Below are 15408 nucleotides of genomic sequence, written 5' to 3' on the forward strand. Positions count from 1 at the left end.
TTCCCTTTCCGGCGAGTCCGACTCTATCAGATCCTTTCGGGCCTGATTCCCAGTCAGCGGGCTTGTCCTCCGGGCCGTTGCGGGCCCTTCCGACGAGTGAGACATTAGCGGACTGCCGGGCCCCGAAGCCAATCGGGGCTGTTCTTGCGAACACGCGATCCTCATTTCACACAAGCACACGCAAAGGCACACGACAGAAAGTCGGGCCTTCTTGAATGATGGTGCGGAATGGCTCTCCGGGGACCGACCGGGGTCGGCGCTCACGTCGGACAGCTCGGAGGACATTACTCAGGGGCGGTCGTACTGTCAACCCCGGGTTCGCGCCGCGTACGTACGGCCCGTACCGGATCAGCCGCGCGTCGCGCCGGACGGTGTTGTGGTCTTCGACGAGGTGTGCCCGTCGACGGGCCGGCCGCTCGTCGGCGGGTCGGCCCCGGCACACCTCCCGGGCCCACGGTTCACACCGGCGCGTGCACGTCCTCCAGTTCCTGGAGGAGGCGGCGCTTGGGGCGGGCGCCCACCATCGACTTCACCGGTTCGCCGTCGCGGAAGACCATCAGGGTCGGCATGGAGAGCACGCCGTAGCGGGCGGCGACGCCGGGGTTGTGGTCGACGTCGATCTGCACGATCTTGATCCGGTCGGCCTCTTCCCGGGCGATCTCGCTGAGCACCGGGGCGAGCTGGCGGCAGGGACCGCACCAGTCGGCGGTGAACTCCACCAGGACCGGCAGTCCGGCGCCGAGTACCTGGCCGTCGAAGGTCGCGTCGGTCACCTCGGCGACGCCTTCTGCATGGATCATCTGTCATCCTCCCAGTTCACAGCGGGGTTCGGGGCCGCCGGGTAGTCCGGCGGCCACCTCGACCTCGGCGCGGGCGAGCTGTGCGCCGACCTCGGTCCGTACGGTCTGCAGCTGTGCGATCAGCGCGTCCAGCTCGTCGAGCTTCCGCCGGTAGACGGCGAGCGACGCGGGGCAGGCGTCACCCGCCGGGTGCCCTGCCCGCAGACACTCCACGAACGGCCGGGTCTCCTCCAGGTCGAACCCGAAGTCCTGGAGGGTCCGGATCTGGCGGAGCTGCCTGAGGTCGCTCTCGTCGTACGTGCGGTAGCCGTTCTCGGACCGTCGCGCTCTCAGCAGACCGCGCGACTCGTAGTAGCGCAGTGTCCGCGTCGTCGTTCCGGCCCGTTCGGCCAGCTCACCGATTCGCATGGCCCGACCGTAGTCCTTGACGCCGACGTCAAGGCAAGAGGCCGATCAGGGAGCCGTTCAGGAGGGGGCGGGTACCTCCGCCAGGATGCGGGCCAGTTCGCGCGGCTGCGAGAACATCGGCCAGTGACCGGTCTCCATCTCCACCAGCCGCCAGCGGTCGCTCTTCAGCAGCTCGACCACGGCGTCGTTGGGCTCCGGGCCGTCGAGCAGGCACTTGACGTACGTGGCGGGCAGTTCGCCGAGCGGGCGGGTGAGTACGGCGGGCTCGGTGAGGGTGGCCCCGGGGTGGGGGGTCGCGCCGTCGAGGAGCCGGCCGATCTGCGCGTCGGTGAGGTCCTGCCCCCCGAACTCCTCGGCGGGCGGCGGGGGCCAGGAGCCGCCGTGCTCGGCGATCGCGGCTTCCACGCTCCCGCCCCAGGACGTGGCGACGAACGCCTTTCCGTCGGCGGGTACTTCGGAGTCCACGAACACCACGTGCGCGAGCCGGTCCCCGAGGAGCGCGGCGGCTTGGCCCACGGGAATGCCCGCGTAGCTGTGGCCGACGAGCACCACGTCGGTCAGGGCGGCGTGTTCGACCGCGTCCACGACGTCCCGCACGTGCGTCCGCTGCCCCGCCGGTGCGTCACGCTTCTCCGCGAGTCCGGAGAGGGTCACCGGATGAGCGGTGTGGCCGCCCCCGCGCAGCTCTTCGGCCACCTCGTCCCATGCCCGGCCGCCGAGCCAAGCTCCCGCCACCAGTACGTAGTTCGTCATCCTGGCACCGTAGCGGGCGGCACCGACAAGGGCCACGTGCCGACGCCGGAGGACACCGGATGCCCGGGGCGTACTCCACGGTGGTGGAGTACGCCCCGGGCATCGGCGGGGATCACCGCGTGGGAACTCCCATCACTGGGCGTAGATCCCGATCTCGTTCAGCGAGTACCGGTTGTCGGTGCCCCTGACCAGCCCGGTGATGCGCACGTACCGGGCGTCCACCGGGGTGAAGGAGCGGTTCTCGGTGCCGCCGGAACCGGCGGTGGTGGTGTGCACCGTCGTCCAGGTGGCGTTGTCCGAGGAGACCTCGACGGTGTACTTCACCGCGTACTGGTCGGACCAGTCCAGCGCGGTCCGGCCGACCCGCCGCACCGCGCCGAGGTCGACGGTGATCCAGGCGGTGTCGACGGTCTTGCTGGCCCAGCGGGTGGACCGGTCCCCGTCGACGGCCTGCTTGGGCGGGTAGGCGACCACTACCGCGTTCTGGTAGTCGGAGGCGGTGGCCTTGGCGCCGGTGGCGAGGTTGGTGAGGCTGTCCGACCGGGTGGCCGGGAACTCCACCACCTGCTGGTAGGTGGGGCGGTTCTGCCAGGCGATCCGGGGCACGGTGATGCCGCCCATGGCCCGGTGCACGATGGAGTCGGCGCAGACCTGGTCACCGGCGGAGCAGGACGCATCCGCCGGGTAGACGGTGGCCGCCGGGACGGCCGCGGCGGTCGCCAGGGTGGTCAGCAGGACGTTCCGGCAGGACGCGACGGTGCCGGTACCGCAGTACGTACGGTCCAGGGGCGAGGCGACCGCGTTGCCGAGCACGGCGCGCAGGTCCTTGTCGAGGTAGCTCCACCAGCCGTGCTGGAAGGAGGAGCCCTTGTGGGCCTGGGCGGCGGCGATGCCGGTGCCGACGGCGCCGGAGCCGTTCTGTCCGCCGGACGGCGACTCGTTGATGGGCGCGACGGCGGTGAGCGCCTGGTAGGCGGCGTTGCCCAGCTGCGGCTTGAAGACCCCTTCCACCAGCAGCGGCCACCAGGCGTCCAGCACCCGGATCGCGGTGGCCCGGTCGTACGTGCCCGCGCCCTTGGACGGCTCGCGGCGCTCGGAGCCCGAGGCGGCCCAGGCGCGCAGCTGCTCGACGGTGGCCGAGAGGGCGGGGTCGGTCACGGCGGCGGTGTCGATGACCCGGAGGATCTCGGGCAGCACCTCCTCGGCCCGCAGGTCGGTGGCGGCGGCGTCCTCCATCGCCTTCACCAGCTGGGCGCGGGTCACGCCGCCCGCGGCGACGAGGGCGGAGACCCGGCTGTCCAGCAGGTCGGCCCGGTGCACGGCGCCGTTGCCCCAGCCGGAGGTGAACCCGGCCGCCTGCTTGTTGTTCCAGCTGACGTAGTAGTCCTGGTCGACGGAGTCGGGGTGCTGGGCGGGCGGGGTGACCGCCGAGGTGTTGAGCGTCGGGTTCCAGCCCTGCCACTCGTAGGCGGGCCTGGCCCAGATCGGCTTGTCGGGGTCGGTGCCCGCGGCGCGTACCGGGTTGACGCCGGAGTTGTAGTACGCGGTGTGGTGGGCGTCCGCGTAGAACCAGTTGAAGGTGTATCCGACGTCCTGGGCGGCGGTCTGGAAGGCGGTGGCCGAGGTGATGGCGGAGGGGTCGTTGAACTGCTGGAAGCCGATCACCGAGTCCAGCTCGTGCTGGTAGGTGGAGCGCAGCGCGGTGTACGCCACCGGCTTGCCGCCGCTCTTGCCGACGTGCGTGACCAGGCCGTACGCGGACCGGAGCGTCTCCAGGTCGTAGGAGCCGGCGGCGGTGGAGTCGGCGGTGGTGGGCGCCCAGGAGTTGTGGGCGGTCAGCTTCTCGAAGGGGGTGCAGACCCCGCGCAGCAGGTAGGAGCGGGAGGCGGTGGTGGGGGTGGCGCCCGTGGGCTCGCAGAGCTCGACGGCGAAGGTGTCGGTGATGTCCTGGTTGGCCGAGGTGGCGCTCCAGGAGTAGTCGACGCCCCGGCCGATCTCCACGTAGAAGCTGATGCCCGGGAAGGAGGCGCCGCGCGAGCGCAGGCCCGGGCCGTCCAGCTCCTGGACCATGAGGAGCTGGGGCGCGTAGTAGCCGGTCTGCGGGCCGAAGACGGCGATCGGGTGGCCGGAGGCGGTGTGGTCGCCGGAGACCACCAGGGCGTTGGACATGCCGTGTTCGCCGGTGATGAGGTCGGCGGGCAGGACGCCCTCGCCGGTGGCGGCAGCCGTCTTCGCGGTGGTGGAGGTGGCGGCAGCCGTGCTCGCGGTGGTGGCCGTGGCTGCCGTCGCGCCGGTGCCGGTGCCGTTGACCGCGTGCGGGTAGGCGGTCACGGTGCCGGTGTCGGGCGTCGCCGTACCGACCGGGGCGGCAGGGGTGGTGGCGTACGGGAAGCTGCCGGTGTGCAGGGTGGTGGTGGCCTCGGTGTCGTTCTGCGCGCGCCAGGCCCGGTAGGCGGCGGAGCCCGCGGTGGTGCCGTACTGCTGCTGGAGGGCGAGTTCGGCGAGCGCGTTCTCCACCTCGCCGCCGCCCCCGCTGCCGAAGATGGCGCCGACCACCGAGGCGATGGCGACGGTGTCGGTGGCGGTGAAGTCGGCGATGTTCTTGCCGTGGCCGGTGAGCTCGTACTCGCCCGGGTAGTTGTTGGCGGCCAGGTCGGCGTCGATGAAGGCGTTGATGCCCGCCACGTAGTCGTTGATGTCCTGCACGGCCTGGGCGCCGCGCGCACCGGAGGCCGCGACCCGGTCGAGCTGGGCGCGGAGGTCGGCCTCGGTGTACGGGGCGACGGCCCAGAGGCTCTCCTCCAGCGCCCGGTTGCCCGCCGCGCCGCCCGCGAACGAGGACAGCTGCCCGCGCCCGACGTGGCGCAGGATGTCCATCAGCCACAGCCGGTCCTGGCCCGCCGCGTAACCGGCGCCGAATTCGGTGTCGGAGCGGGTGGTGCCCTTGATGTGCGGGGTCCCGGTGGCCTTGTCCCGGGTGATGGTGACGCCCCCGCGCGGAGTGAGGGTGGACTCGGTCTGCCCGGACGGTACGCCGAAGGAGGCGTCGTTGAAGTAGTTCGCCAACTGGTCGGGGGTGAGCCCGGAGTAGTCGTGCAGCAGGTTGTCGTACTTCTCGATCTGGTCGGCCGAGTGCGCCGGCCGGGTCCCGATCGTCTGGTGCAGCAGGATGCCGGCCAGGGTGGCGTGGCCGTTCTGCCCCGCGGTGAGGATGTCCAGGCACTGCCCCTGGCAGGGGTCGCCCGCCGCGGGCAGCGGGTCGGAGGTCGCGGCGGCCGTGGGGGCGGCGGCCAGGGCGCCGCCGAGCAGCGCTCCGGCGGCGAGGAGGGAGACGACGGCGGCACGGGGTCTGGCCCGGCGCGCGCGCCCCAGGAGGCGCTTGGCAGGATTCAACGGAGGCTCTCGATCCGGGGTTTCGGGGGCCGTACGGCTCCGGGGGGAAGCACCGGCGGGAGCCCGGTGCGTGCGCACGCTAGCCCTCGCGGGGCACCGGCCGTAAGGCTCGTGCACCGGCTGCCAGAAACCTGCAACATCCGCTTCACACGCGGGACTTGATCACACGGCCGGAGATCGCCCGAGCCGTGCCGGAACGAGCGTGCGCCGCCGGGCGACCGGGCGGGTCGCGTTCCACCGGCCGGGTACGCACACCTGCCGGGCGGGGAGCGGGGTGCCGTCCCGGGGCCGGAGGGCTCCGGCGACCGGGACGGCCTTTCAGCGGGAAGGGGCGGGCGGTGCCGTCGCGCTCCCCCGGACGACCAGTCGCGTGGCCAGCTCCACGCGCAGGGTGTCCACGTGCTGGCCGTCGACGGTCTTCAGCAGGGTGGTGGCCGCCATCGACGCCATGTCCTGCAGGGGCTGGCGTACGGTCGTGAGCGCGGGGTGCGTCCAGCGGGCCACGGGCAGGTCGTCGAAGCCGACGACACTGACGTCGGCGGGGATCGCCAGTCCCCGGGCCCGCAGTTCCTCGAAGGCGCCGAGCGCCTGCAGGTCGCTGGCGGCGAAGAACGCCGTGGGCGGCGCCTCTCCCGCCGCTTGTGCGGCGTCGAGCAGCCTCGCCGCCTCCGCACGGCCCGAGGTGTCGTTGAACTCCCCTGCGGGAACCCAGTGTTCGGGTACGGGAAGCTCGGCCTGTTCCATCGCCGCGCGGAAGCCGTCGGCGCGCGCCCTGCTGCACAGGACCTGCCGGGGTCCCGCGAGGTGCGCGATGCGGGTGTGGCCGAGGCCGATGAGGTGTTCGGTGGCGCTCACCGCTCCGGCCCAGTTGGTCGCCCCCACGGTGGGGACCAGGGCGTCGATGTTGCCGACCGGGTCGAGCAGGACGAAGGGGACGTCGAGCGCGGCCAGTCGGCGCCGCTGCTGCGGGGTGAGGTCGGAGACGACGAGGATCGCGCCGTCGCTGCGGCGGGCGGCGAGCTGGTCGATCCATTCGCGGGTGGCGGAGCTGCGCCCGTGCACGGCGGACAGGACCATGCTGGCGCCGGCCTGGTGGAGTACTTCGTCGACGCCCCGGATGATCTCCACCGACCAGAGGCTGTCGAGCTCGTTGAGGACGAGGTCGACGACGGCGCCGCGCTTACGGGTCGGCCGCCGCTCGTAGCCGAGGCGTCCGACCACCGCCTCGACGCGTTCCTTGGTGTCCGCCGAGATGTCGGAGCGGCCGTTGAGGACCTTCGACACGGTGGAGACGGACACCCCCGCCGCCTCCGCCACGGCGGCGAGAGTGATTCTCCCCGGGTTCTCGGGGTTCTCCGCTGCCATCCGGTCCGTCCGTTCCGCTGGTCCTTCCGTGCTCCGCAGCCGTGGGAAGGGTGACGCCCGAGTCTCCCACGAGCGGCGCGTCGCGCTCACGCGCCCCTGCGCCGGGACGCGCCGGTCTCGCGGTATTCCGCCCACGCGAAGTCGGCTTTCGTCCCGGCGCCGGTGAGGTCCTGCGCGCACAGCCCGACGAACGCCCCGGTGAATCCCCACGCGGTGAAGTGGCCGGTGGCCGGGTCCCCCCGGGTCGCGCTCTCGTCGGAGAGCCTGCTGACGTCGAGGGCGGGGCCGAGTGGCTGCCACGGTTCCCCGTCCTCGGACCGCCACGCGAACGCGCCCCGGTCCCCGTCGCCCCGGAGCCCGAGACGGACGGGTCCGTCGGGGACCGCGACGGGGTCCGCGGGCTCCGCGTACCGGCCGTGCTCGCAGACCCCGAGCCGCAGCACCCGGCCGAGGTCCTCGTCCCAGGTCAGGTGCGCGTAGTGCCACAGCTGCGAGTTGTAGTAGTGGACCAGGCCCGCCATCTGCCGGGGCGAGCGGGGGTCCGCTTCGAGCAGGGTGGCGAAGTGGAAGGCGGTGGACTGCTGGCGCCGGGCGACCATGCTGGGGCCATGGGTGGAGCCCAGGGACTGGCCGCCGCGCAGCCGCAGGTGTCCGGGGCGTTCGGTGAGGCTCAGCCAGTCGGGGCCGGGGTGCCGCCGGAGCGTCGACCAGACCGGGCCGAGGGCCGGCCCGTCGAAGTCGTCGCGGGCCGGCGGCGGGGGGACCGGCGCGGGCGCCAGGGCGGGGCCCGGCACGGCGGATCTCGGCGCCGGGCCGTCCTTGCGGCCCGGCGGCCCGTCGAGCCGGGGCCATCCGTCGGCGGTCCACCGGATGCGCTGCAGGGCGGTCTCCCGGCCCATGACACAACTGCCGCGCGGGGTCAGCGGCCGGGCCACCAGGTGCGCGAGGTACCACTCGTCCCCGGGTGTGGCGACCAGGCTGCCGTGTCCGGCCTTCTGCAGCTCCAGCCCTTCGTCACCGGCCGAGGTGAGGAGCGGCCCCGCGGGATCGGCCTCGTACGGTCCGGTGAGCGAGGCGGACCGGGCGACGGTGACGGCGTGCGACCAGGAGGTGCCGCCCTCGGCGGTCATCAGGTAGTACCAGCCGTCCCTGCGGTAGAGGTGCGGTCCTTCGGTGTGCGCGAGCGCCGTGCCGGTGAAGACGCGGTGCGTCGGTCCGGTGACCCGGCGCGCGCCGCGGTCCCACTCCTGGAGCAGGATTCCGGCGAAGGGGTGCCTTCCCGGCCGGTGGTCCCACTCCATCCACAGGGCCCAGCTGCGGCCGTCGCCGTCCGGTCCGTCGTCGTGGAAGAGGGAGGGGTCGAACCCGTGCGACGGAAACGGGGCGGGGTCGGACCAGGGACCGTCGAGCGTGGGCGCGGTGACCACGAGGTTGCGCAGGTCCTTGAAGGCGCCCGACAGGTTGGTGACGTCGCTGTAGACCAGGTGGAACAGCCCGTCCGTGTACGACAGGCAGGGCGCCCACACCCCGCCGGAGTCGGGTCTGCCGTTGAGGTCGACGAGCCTCGCCTCCCTCAGGAGGCCGCCGAGCGGACGCCAGTGCACGAGGTCCCGGGAGTGGTGGACGGTCACCCCCGGCAGCCACTCGAAGGTGGAGGTGGCGATGTAGTAGTCGTCCCCGACCCGCAGGACCGAAGGGTCGGGGTGGAACCCGGTCAGCACCGGGTTGAGAATCGTTCCGGCGGTGGGGGGACGGCCGGTGGGCCGTTCCTGGTCGGGGGTGGTCTTCGCGGCGGCGGTCATGAGTCTCCTCGGGACGGTGGGGCGGAACCGGCGGGGGCTCATCCCTTGACGGCCCCGGCCATCACGCCGGAGACGATCCGGCGGGCCAGGGCGGTGAAGACGACGAGGACGGGCAGCACGGAGACCACGACGCCGGCGAGCATCAGGGTGTAGTCGGTGTAGTAGCCGGCGGCGAGCTGGTTGAGCGCGATCTGCACGGTCCCGTTCTCCGGCGGCAGGGCGATCAGCGGCCAGAAGTAGTCGTTCCAGGCGAACATGAAGGTGAACATCCCGAGCACGGTCGCGGTGGTGCGCACGCCCGGGACGACGACGTACCAGTAGGTGCGCAGCAGTCCGGCGCCGTCCATCCGGGCGGCCTCGATCAGCTCGTCGGGGATGTTCTCCTCGACGGCCTGCCGCATCCAGAACACCCCGACGGCGGAGACGAGCGCGGGGACGATCAGCGCGGAGAGCTTGCCGTACAGGCCCATGTCGGTGACGAGCATGTAGAGCGGGATGATGCCCAGTTGGGTGGGGACCATGACGGTGACCACCACGCAGACGAGCAGCGCGTCGCGTCCGGGGAAGCGGAGTTTGGCGAACGCGAACCCGGCCAGCGAGGAGAGCAGGACGTTGCTGACGGCGGTCGTGCCGGCCACGATCAGGGAGTTGCCGAGCGCCTGCCAGAAGGCGGACAGCTCGAAGACCCGCTGGATGTTCTCGATCAGGTGACCGCCGGGGACGAGCGAGGGGGTCGAGCCGGCGAGCACGGAGTTGTCGTCGTGCGAGGCCACGACGAAGCTCCAGTAGAGGGGGAAGACGGAGGCGGCGGTGATCGCGGCCAGGATGGCGTAGGCAAGGGGTCCGGCCTTGTCGAGGCGGCCTGGCCCCCGCCGGGGGACGGTGCGTGGCGCACGGCGGCGGGGCTCGCGGCGGGGCGGGGCGGTGGCCCGGGGCGGAGTGGTGACGGCCATGGGAATCTCCTGGTGACCGGGTCAGGCGCGGGAGTTGCGGCGGGCGAGCAGGAAGTTCACCGCGGCGATGATCGCGATGAGGAGGAAGAGGACCCAGGAGACGGCTGACGCGTATCCGGCGTCGTTGTTGATGAAGCCGTACTTGTAGAGCATCAGCGTCAGCGTCTGGAACTGGTGCTCGGCGCCGCCCTCCGCGTTGCCCTGCTGGTCGAAGAGGAAGGGTTCGGCGAAGAGCTGGAGGCCGCCGATGGTCGAGATGACCACGGTGAACACCACGGTGGGCCGGATGGCGGGCAGGGTGACCTTGCGGAAGGTCAGGAAGCGGGAGGCGCCGTCGATCTGGGCGGACTCGTAGAGGTCGCGGGGGACGGCCTGCATGGCGGCCAGGAAGATCAGGGCGTTGTAGCCGGTCCACCGCCACATGACCATGAAGCTGATGGCGATGTGGGAACTCCAGGTGTCGGCCGTCCAGTCGACGGGGTCACTGATCAGGCCCACGCCTTCGAGCGCCCAGTTCACGATGCCGAAATCGCGTCCGAAGAGCTGGGAGAAGACGAGGGCGACGGCGACCACCGAGACGTACTGCGGTACGAGCACCAGCGCCCGCCACACGCTCTTCGCGCGGAGGTGGCGGTCCAGGAGCCAGGCCAGGCCGAGTGCGGCGACGAGCTGGGGCCCCGTGGACAGCACGAAGATGGAGAGGGTGTTGAAGACGGCGGTGTAGAAGTCGGAATCGGCCAGCAGCCGGCTGAAGTTGTCCAGGCCGACGAAGCGGCCCGCTCCGGACAGGCGGTCCCAGTCGTGCAGGGAGACCCAGAACGTCTGGAGCAGGGGGTAGAGGCCGAAGACGCCGAAGACGACGAAGAAGGGGGCGATGAACAGGTAGGGCAGCAGATGCCGTTCGGGCAGCAGCCTGCGCCCGGTGCGGGACGGTGCGGCCGGGGTGGGCGGGGCGGGCGGGGCGGCGGTCGGGAGCGCCATGCTGGTTCTCCGAAGCGAGGAGGAGGTCCGGGCGGGCCGGGAACTGTCCGGGCCGAGAGGGACGTCTGCGCCGAGCGGCGCGGCGGGGCGGGGCGGGGCGGCGGCGGGGTGCAGCGCCGCGGGGCGGGTACGGCGGGGCAGGGCGGCGGCGTGCGCCGCGGGGCGGGTACGGCGCGGCGGGGCGGCGGCGTGCGACCGCCGCCCCGGCGGGTCAGCGGATGTTCTTGGCCGCCTCGTCCAGGGCCTTGTCCCAGGCCTCGTCCGGGCTCGCCTTGCCCTGTTCGACCAGCTGCAGGGCGTTGCCGAACGGGATGCGGGCCTGCTGGTCCTTGGTACCGCGGTAGTTGGGCTTGAGGCTCTTGGCCGACGCGGCGAACAGCTCGCCGGTCGGGGCGTCGTTGAAGTACTCCTGCTTCGCGCCCTGGACCTGCGGGTCGTCGAGGACGGTGACGAGGGAGGGCAGTGCGCCCACCGGCCCGGTGAAGATCTCCTTCTGGGACGCGGCCGAGGTCAGGAAGTCCGCGAGTTCGGCGGCCTCCTTCACGTGCTTGCTCTGGCGGGGCACGGTGAGGAAGGAGCCGCCCCAGTTGCCGCCGCCGCCCGGCACGGCCGCGATGTCCCACTTGCCGGCGTTGGCCTCGCCCGCGGCGGTCTTGATCTGCCCGGTCATCCACGCGGGGCAGGTCATGGTCGCCATCCGGCCGAGCTTGATGCCGGCGTTCCACTGCTGGCTGAAGGGCTGGAGGTTCGCGGACTGCTTGTCGGCGGTGGCCTTGGCGGTCGCCGAGAAGAAGGCGTGGACCTTCGGGTTCGAGTCCCCGATGTACTGGTCGTCGGCGTCGAAGAACCCGAACTCCGTCTGGTTCATCATCGCGGTGAAGATGTTGCCGGAGCTGTCGAACCAGGCCTTGTCCTTCACCTTGGCGCGGAACGTGTCGCCGGTGGCGAAGTAGTCGTCCCAGGTGGGCCAGAGCTTCCCGACCTCGGTGCGGTCGGTGGGCAGTCCCGCCTGGGCGAAGAGGTCCTTGCGGTAGCAGATGGCGAGGCTGCCGACGTCGGTGCCGTAGCCCATCACGAAGTCGTCGGTGCCGAGGGTGCCCTGCTCCCACTTCCAGCCCAGGTACTCGCTCTTGCGCTTCATCGCGCCGTAGTCGGCGAGGTTGACGAACTTGTCCTTCACCGCGCGGAACTTGGGGAGGTAGCCCTCCTCGATCGCGACGACGTCGGCGGCCCCGCTGCCGGAGGCGATCTGGGTGGAGAGCTGGTTGTGGTGCTGGTCGAACTGGGAGATGCGCTCCTTGACGACGATGTCGGGGTGGGTGCGCTCGTACTCCTTGATGAGGGGTTTGTACCCGAAGTCGCTGAAGGTGGCGACGGTCAGGGTGGTCTTGCCGTCGGCTTCGCCGGAGTCCGCGCCGCAGGCGGACAGGGACAGCAGCGCGCAGGAGGCGGCGAGCGCGACGACGGTTCTACGGGCACGCGTACGGCCCATGGTGGTCCTCCGGGAGAGGGGTGCGGGATGAGTGGCACCAAGGTCGCCGCCGACGAAATCAATGTCAATAGTTTCGCGAAACTTAGATTCTTCTGTCGGTGACCGATCGCCCAGCTCGACAGCTCCGACCTCAGGGCCGTCGTAAAACTGCTTCTACCTGCGTCGATTGAGCCCGGGCCATGGTTGGGCCGCAGATATTTCGTAACGTCGACCCGAGTGACCTGCTGGAACTTACGAAATTTTCGCGAATGCTTGACCGCGGGTCCGACGCCCCCCACGATGCGATCGCCGCCTGACGTCCCGTCGGCCGGCCCACCCCCGCCCCCCGCACGGACCCGGAGACACCCATGCCCCTCGCCCGACCACGTGGACGCGCCTCCACGGCCATAGGCGCGGCCGTCGCCGCCTGCGCCGCCCTCCTCGCCCTGACAGGGCTTCCGACGACCGCGGAGGCGGGAACGGCGGCGGACGGGGCCGCCGCGGCGGCCTCCGTCGCGGGACGCGGTGTTCCGGCCGACGGGAAGGTGATGATGGTCCTCGGCCAGGACAGCGACACACTCTCGGACTACCGCACCGCCGTGCTGGACAAGCCCTCGCTGAACGCGCCCGCACCCGGAGGCGTCACCCTCTACACCAACCTGGTGCTCGGCGGCTCACCCGCACCCCTCGCCGGCATGAACGGCCCGGTCGACTGGGGAGCCGGAACCGTCGACTTCGCCAAGACACTGCAGCAGTACCCGGGGGCCACCGTGGCCGTGGGGCTCTACCTCTCCGACGCCACCTCCGGCTGCGGCAACCAGCCGCTGCGCGCCCTCATCGGCCGCTCCGACGCCGACGTCACCGCGGGGAACCCCAGCCTGATCACCCAGTACCGGGCCAAGGCCGACGAGATGATCAAGAAGCTCAAGGGCTACGACCGGGACGTCCTCCTGCGCATCGGCTACGAGTACGACGGCCCCTGGAACTGCTACAACGCGGACTACTACAAAGAGGCGTTCCGCTACATCAAGGGCCGCATCGACGCCCTCGGCGCCACCCGGGTCGCCACCGTGTGGCAGAGCGCGGCCTGGCCGGTCAACACCAACACTGACCACCCCGAGTGGAACTACGTCGTCACCGACCCCGGCCACCTGGACGCCTGGTACCCGGGTGACGCCTACGTGGACTGGGTCGGACTGTCCTCGTTCTACAACTCCCGCTCGGTGCAGACCCAGTGGGGCTGCGGCTCGCACGACACCGATCCGGTCGCGCTGCAGGACCGGGTACTCAACTTCGCGCGGGGACACGGCAAGCCCGTGATGGTGGCGGAAGCCGCTCCGCAGGGCTCCCGGACCGGGGCGAAGACCAGCAGCTGCATCTTCCGCAACAGCCCCGCGGCCAGCAGTGGCCAGGCCATCTGGGACGGCTGGCACGCCGGGTACTTCGACTGGGTCGAGCGCAACAAGGACGTCGTCCGCGCCGCCGCGTACATCAACACGAACTGGGACGCGCAGACCCAGTGGCAGTGCGCGGCGGGCGCGCAGGCGGGCGGTCCGGGCTGCGCCAACGGCAACTGGGGCGACTCCCGGGTCCAGGCCGACCCGACCGTGCTCGCCAACTTCCTCACCGAAATCCGGAAGCCGGTCTGGACGAACGGCGCGTCCGGCCCCGGCCCCTCGCCCACGCCCACCCCGACGCCCACGGCGACACCCACCCCCACGCCGAGTCCCACCACACCGACCCCCACCCCCACTCCCACCGCGCCGGGAGACGCCTCGTACACGCAGGGAGTGGCGGGCGGGACGGTCTGGTTCGCCCCGAACGGCTTCCGGGCGACCTTCGTCACCGTGCAGTACCGGCTCAACGGCGGTTCGCCCCAGAACTACTTCCTCACCTGGGACGGCACCGACCAGCGGTGGGAGCTCCCTGTGCAGGTCCCGGCCGGAAGCACCCTCGCCTACTCCTTCAACTACCAGCCCAGTGACCGGACCAGCCAGCTGACCACCCCCGTCTTCACCTGGACCTCCTGACCTCCGCGGTCCCCCCGGGTTTCGCAGCGGCCACCGCGGCGGTACCCGGGGCCCGCCCTCACCCCGAGGAGACCTCACCGTGCGCCTCTCTCCCCGTCCGAAGACCGCGCTGCGGTCCTTCGCCGCCACGGTCGTCGCGGGACTGCTGGCCCTGTCCGGCACGACCGCCGCCACCGCGCAGGCGGACAGTGCCCCGGCGGCCACCGCCGCCACCGGGCCCCCGGAACTGCTGATCGGACAGTCGACCCGCGCGGCCTGGGACGACTTCAACAGCTTCGGCCAGAACGCCGACGGCGGCTCCGTCTACTACGAACTGCGCAGCGGCGACTGGGTGAACGCCGCCCACCGCGACTTCGCGACGCTCCTCGCCGACCAGGGCAAGACCGTCCAGGTCGGCATCAGCTGGAAGGACAATCCGCCCGGCTTCACCGGTGGCGACGAGGCGGCGAAGGCGGCCCGCTCCCGAGCCGTGACCGCCGAGATCGCGGCAGGCGGCCACACCGCCGCCCTGGACCGGCTGATCGCCTTCACCGAAGCGCACCCCAGGGCGCGCTTCAAGCTGCGCCTCGACTACGAGGTCAGCAGCTACTACCACTGCACCGACGCGAGCTGCTCCTCGTACAAGAACGCCTTCAACCGGCTGGCGTCCTACCTGGACAGCCGGTCGACGGCGCACAACCTGGAGTACGTCTTCCACCCGGTACGGGGCGAATTCGAGGCCATGTACCCCGGTGACGCCGTCGACTGGATGGGCGTCTCCGTCTTCGCCCACGAGCTGTGCCTGCCGATCTACGACCGGGGCTACCTCTACAACGGGACCCCGCCGCAGAACTACGACACCGGCACCACCCAGTGCCGCAACGCCTACATCGGCACGGACTCCAACGGCAACCCGGCCGCCGTGTGGCGCACCTTCGACCACGACGCCAACGTGCTCAAGCTGGTGAAGTTCGCCAAGGACCACGGCAAGCCGGTGATCCTCTCCGAGGCGGGGATGATGAACTTCACCGCCGACGGCGGCGCGCCCGACGGGCTGGAGCAGCAGCGGGGCGACCTGTGGGTCAAGCGCCTCTTCTCCCTCATGAACTACCGGGGCCCCATTCCCAACCTCCCCGGCGAGTACGACCTCCGTGGCGTGATCCGGTCGGTGTCCTACATCGACCTGGACTTCCGCTACGGCTGGGACGGCATCGACGACGGCAGCTTCGACTTCGCTCCCGACACGACGTGGTTCGTGGACGGGCGGCTGTCGCGTTACGGAGCGGCCAAGGCCTCCTTCTGCCAGGGTCTCGCCGCGAACGGGTTCACCGCCCGCTGCCGCTGACCGGGCCGCGACGGCGACGGCGACGGCGACGGCGACGGCGACGGCGACGGCGACGGCGACGGCGACGGCGACGGCGACGGCGACGGCGACGGCGACGGTCGAGCCTGAACCGGGAACGCCCGCACCTG

11 protein-coding genes are annotated in these 15408 nt (G+C 71.5%); 2 read left to right on the forward strand and 9 right to left on the reverse strand.

What is annotated here, in order from left to right; genetic code table 11:
* Positions 1–458: 458 nt before the first annotated feature.
* The 9 genes from trxA to ACFWEE_RS31965 form a co-directional block, all read right to left on the reverse strand.
* Positions 459–800: a thioredoxin gene (trxA, locus tag ACFWEE_RS31925; protein WP_386894622.1), complete on the reverse strand. Its 342-nt coding sequence runs from the start codon at positions 798–800 to the stop codon at positions 459–461.
* 3 nt (positions 801–803) lie between these two features.
* Positions 804–1208 (reverse strand): MerR family transcriptional regulator, encoded by a 405-nt coding sequence (locus tag ACFWEE_RS31930; RefSeq protein WP_328719350.1) that lies wholly within the window; start codon positions 1206–1208, stop codon positions 804–806.
* Positions 1209–1265: 57 nt separating this feature from the next.
* Positions 1266–1961 carry an alpha/beta fold hydrolase gene (locus ACFWEE_RS31935; RefSeq protein ID WP_386894624.1) on the reverse strand — a complete coding sequence of 232 codons (696 nt, stop codon included), beginning with the start codon at positions 1959–1961 and terminating at the stop codon, positions 1266–1268.
* A gap of 132 nt (positions 1962–2093) precedes the next feature.
* Positions 2094–5354 (reverse strand): penicillin acylase family protein, encoded by a 3261-nt coding sequence (locus ACFWEE_RS31940; RefSeq protein WP_386894626.1) that lies wholly within the window; start codon positions 5352–5354, stop codon positions 2094–2096.
* Between the two features lie 318 nt (positions 5355–5672).
* Complete coding sequence (locus ACFWEE_RS31945) at positions 5673–6719, reverse strand: LacI family DNA-binding transcriptional regulator (protein ID WP_386894628.1); 1047 nt, start codon at positions 6717–6719, stop codon at positions 5673–5675.
* A gap of 86 nt (positions 6720–6805) precedes the next feature.
* The gene (locus tag ACFWEE_RS31950; protein ID WP_386894630.1) at positions 6806–8521 is read right to left on the reverse strand and encodes a glycoside hydrolase family 43 protein; all 1716 of its coding nucleotides are present in this window, start codon (positions 8519–8521) and stop codon (positions 6806–6808) included.
* Between the two features lie 38 nt (positions 8522–8559).
* Positions 8560–9474, reverse strand: coding sequence for a carbohydrate ABC transporter permease (locus tag ACFWEE_RS31955; protein WP_386894632.1), 915 nt, complete (start codon positions 9472–9474; stop codon positions 8560–8562).
* A 21-nt stretch (positions 9475–9495) separates the two neighbouring features.
* Positions 9496–10455 (reverse strand): carbohydrate ABC transporter permease, encoded by a 960-nt coding sequence (locus ACFWEE_RS31960; protein ID WP_386894634.1) that lies wholly within the window; start codon positions 10453–10455, stop codon positions 9496–9498.
* Between the two features lie 211 nt (positions 10456–10666).
* Positions 10667–11947, reverse strand: a complete 1281-nt coding sequence (locus tag ACFWEE_RS31965; protein WP_386894636.1) for an extracellular solute-binding protein — start codon at positions 11945–11947, stop codon at positions 10667–10669.
* Between the two features lie 347 nt (positions 11948–12294).
* On the opposite strand from ACFWEE_RS31965, the gene ACFWEE_RS31970 reads away from it, so the two are divergent.
* Together ACFWEE_RS31970 and ACFWEE_RS31975 are read left to right on the forward strand one after the other, a co-directional pair.
* The gene (locus tag ACFWEE_RS31970) at positions 12295–13956 is read left to right on the forward strand and encodes an endo-1,3-beta-xylanase (RefSeq protein WP_386894638.1); all 1662 of its coding nucleotides are present in this window, start codon (positions 12295–12297) and stop codon (positions 13954–13956) included.
* A 79-nt stretch (positions 13957–14035) separates the two neighbouring features.
* The gene (locus ACFWEE_RS31975) at positions 14036–15280 is read left to right on the forward strand and encodes a hypothetical protein (protein ID WP_386894640.1); all 1245 of its coding nucleotides are present in this window, start codon (positions 14036–14038) and stop codon (positions 15278–15280) included.
* Positions 15281–15408: the final 128 nt, after the last annotated feature.

The sequence above is a fragment of the Streptomyces sp. NPDC060184 genome, assembly GCF_042728795.1.
Taxonomy (GTDB): Bacteria; Actinomycetota; Actinomycetes; order Streptomycetales; family Streptomycetaceae; genus Streptomyces.

Bases quoted from the DNA above. Each gene is read 5' to 3' on its own strand.
- ACFWEE_RS31950 (WP_386894630.1), bottom strand. From the start codon at position 8,521: ATGACCGCCGCCGCGAAGACCACCCCCGACCAGGAACGGCCCACCGGC.
- ACFWEE_RS31935 (WP_386894624.1), bottom strand. From the start codon at position 1,961: ATGACGAACTACGTACTGGTGGCGGGAGCTTGGCTCGGCGGCCGGGCA.
- ACFWEE_RS31970 (WP_386894638.1), top strand. From the start codon at position 12,295: ATGCCCCTCGCCCGACCACGTGGACGCGCCTCCACGGCCATAGGCGCG.
- ACFWEE_RS31930 (WP_328719350.1), bottom strand. From the start codon at position 1,208: ATGCGAATCGGTGAGCTGGCCGAACGGGCCGGAACGACGACGCGGACA.
- ACFWEE_RS31955 (WP_386894632.1), bottom strand. From the start codon at position 9,474: ATGGCCGTCACCACTCCGCCCCGGGCCACCGCCCCGCCCCGCCGCGAG.
- ACFWEE_RS31965 (WP_386894636.1), bottom strand. From the start codon at position 11,947: ATGGGCCGTACGCGTGCCCGTAGAACCGTCGTCGCGCTCGCCGCCTCC.
- trxA (WP_386894622.1), bottom strand. From the start codon at position 800: ATGATCCATGCAGAAGGCGTCGCCGAGGTGACCGACGCGACCTTCGAC.
- ACFWEE_RS31945 (WP_386894628.1), bottom strand. From the start codon at position 6,719: ATGGCAGCGGAGAACCCCGAGAACCCGGGGAGAATCACTCTCGCCGCC.
- ACFWEE_RS31960 (WP_386894634.1), bottom strand. From the start codon at position 10,455: ATGGCGCTCCCGACCGCCGCCCCGCCCGCCCCGCCCACCCCGGCCGCA.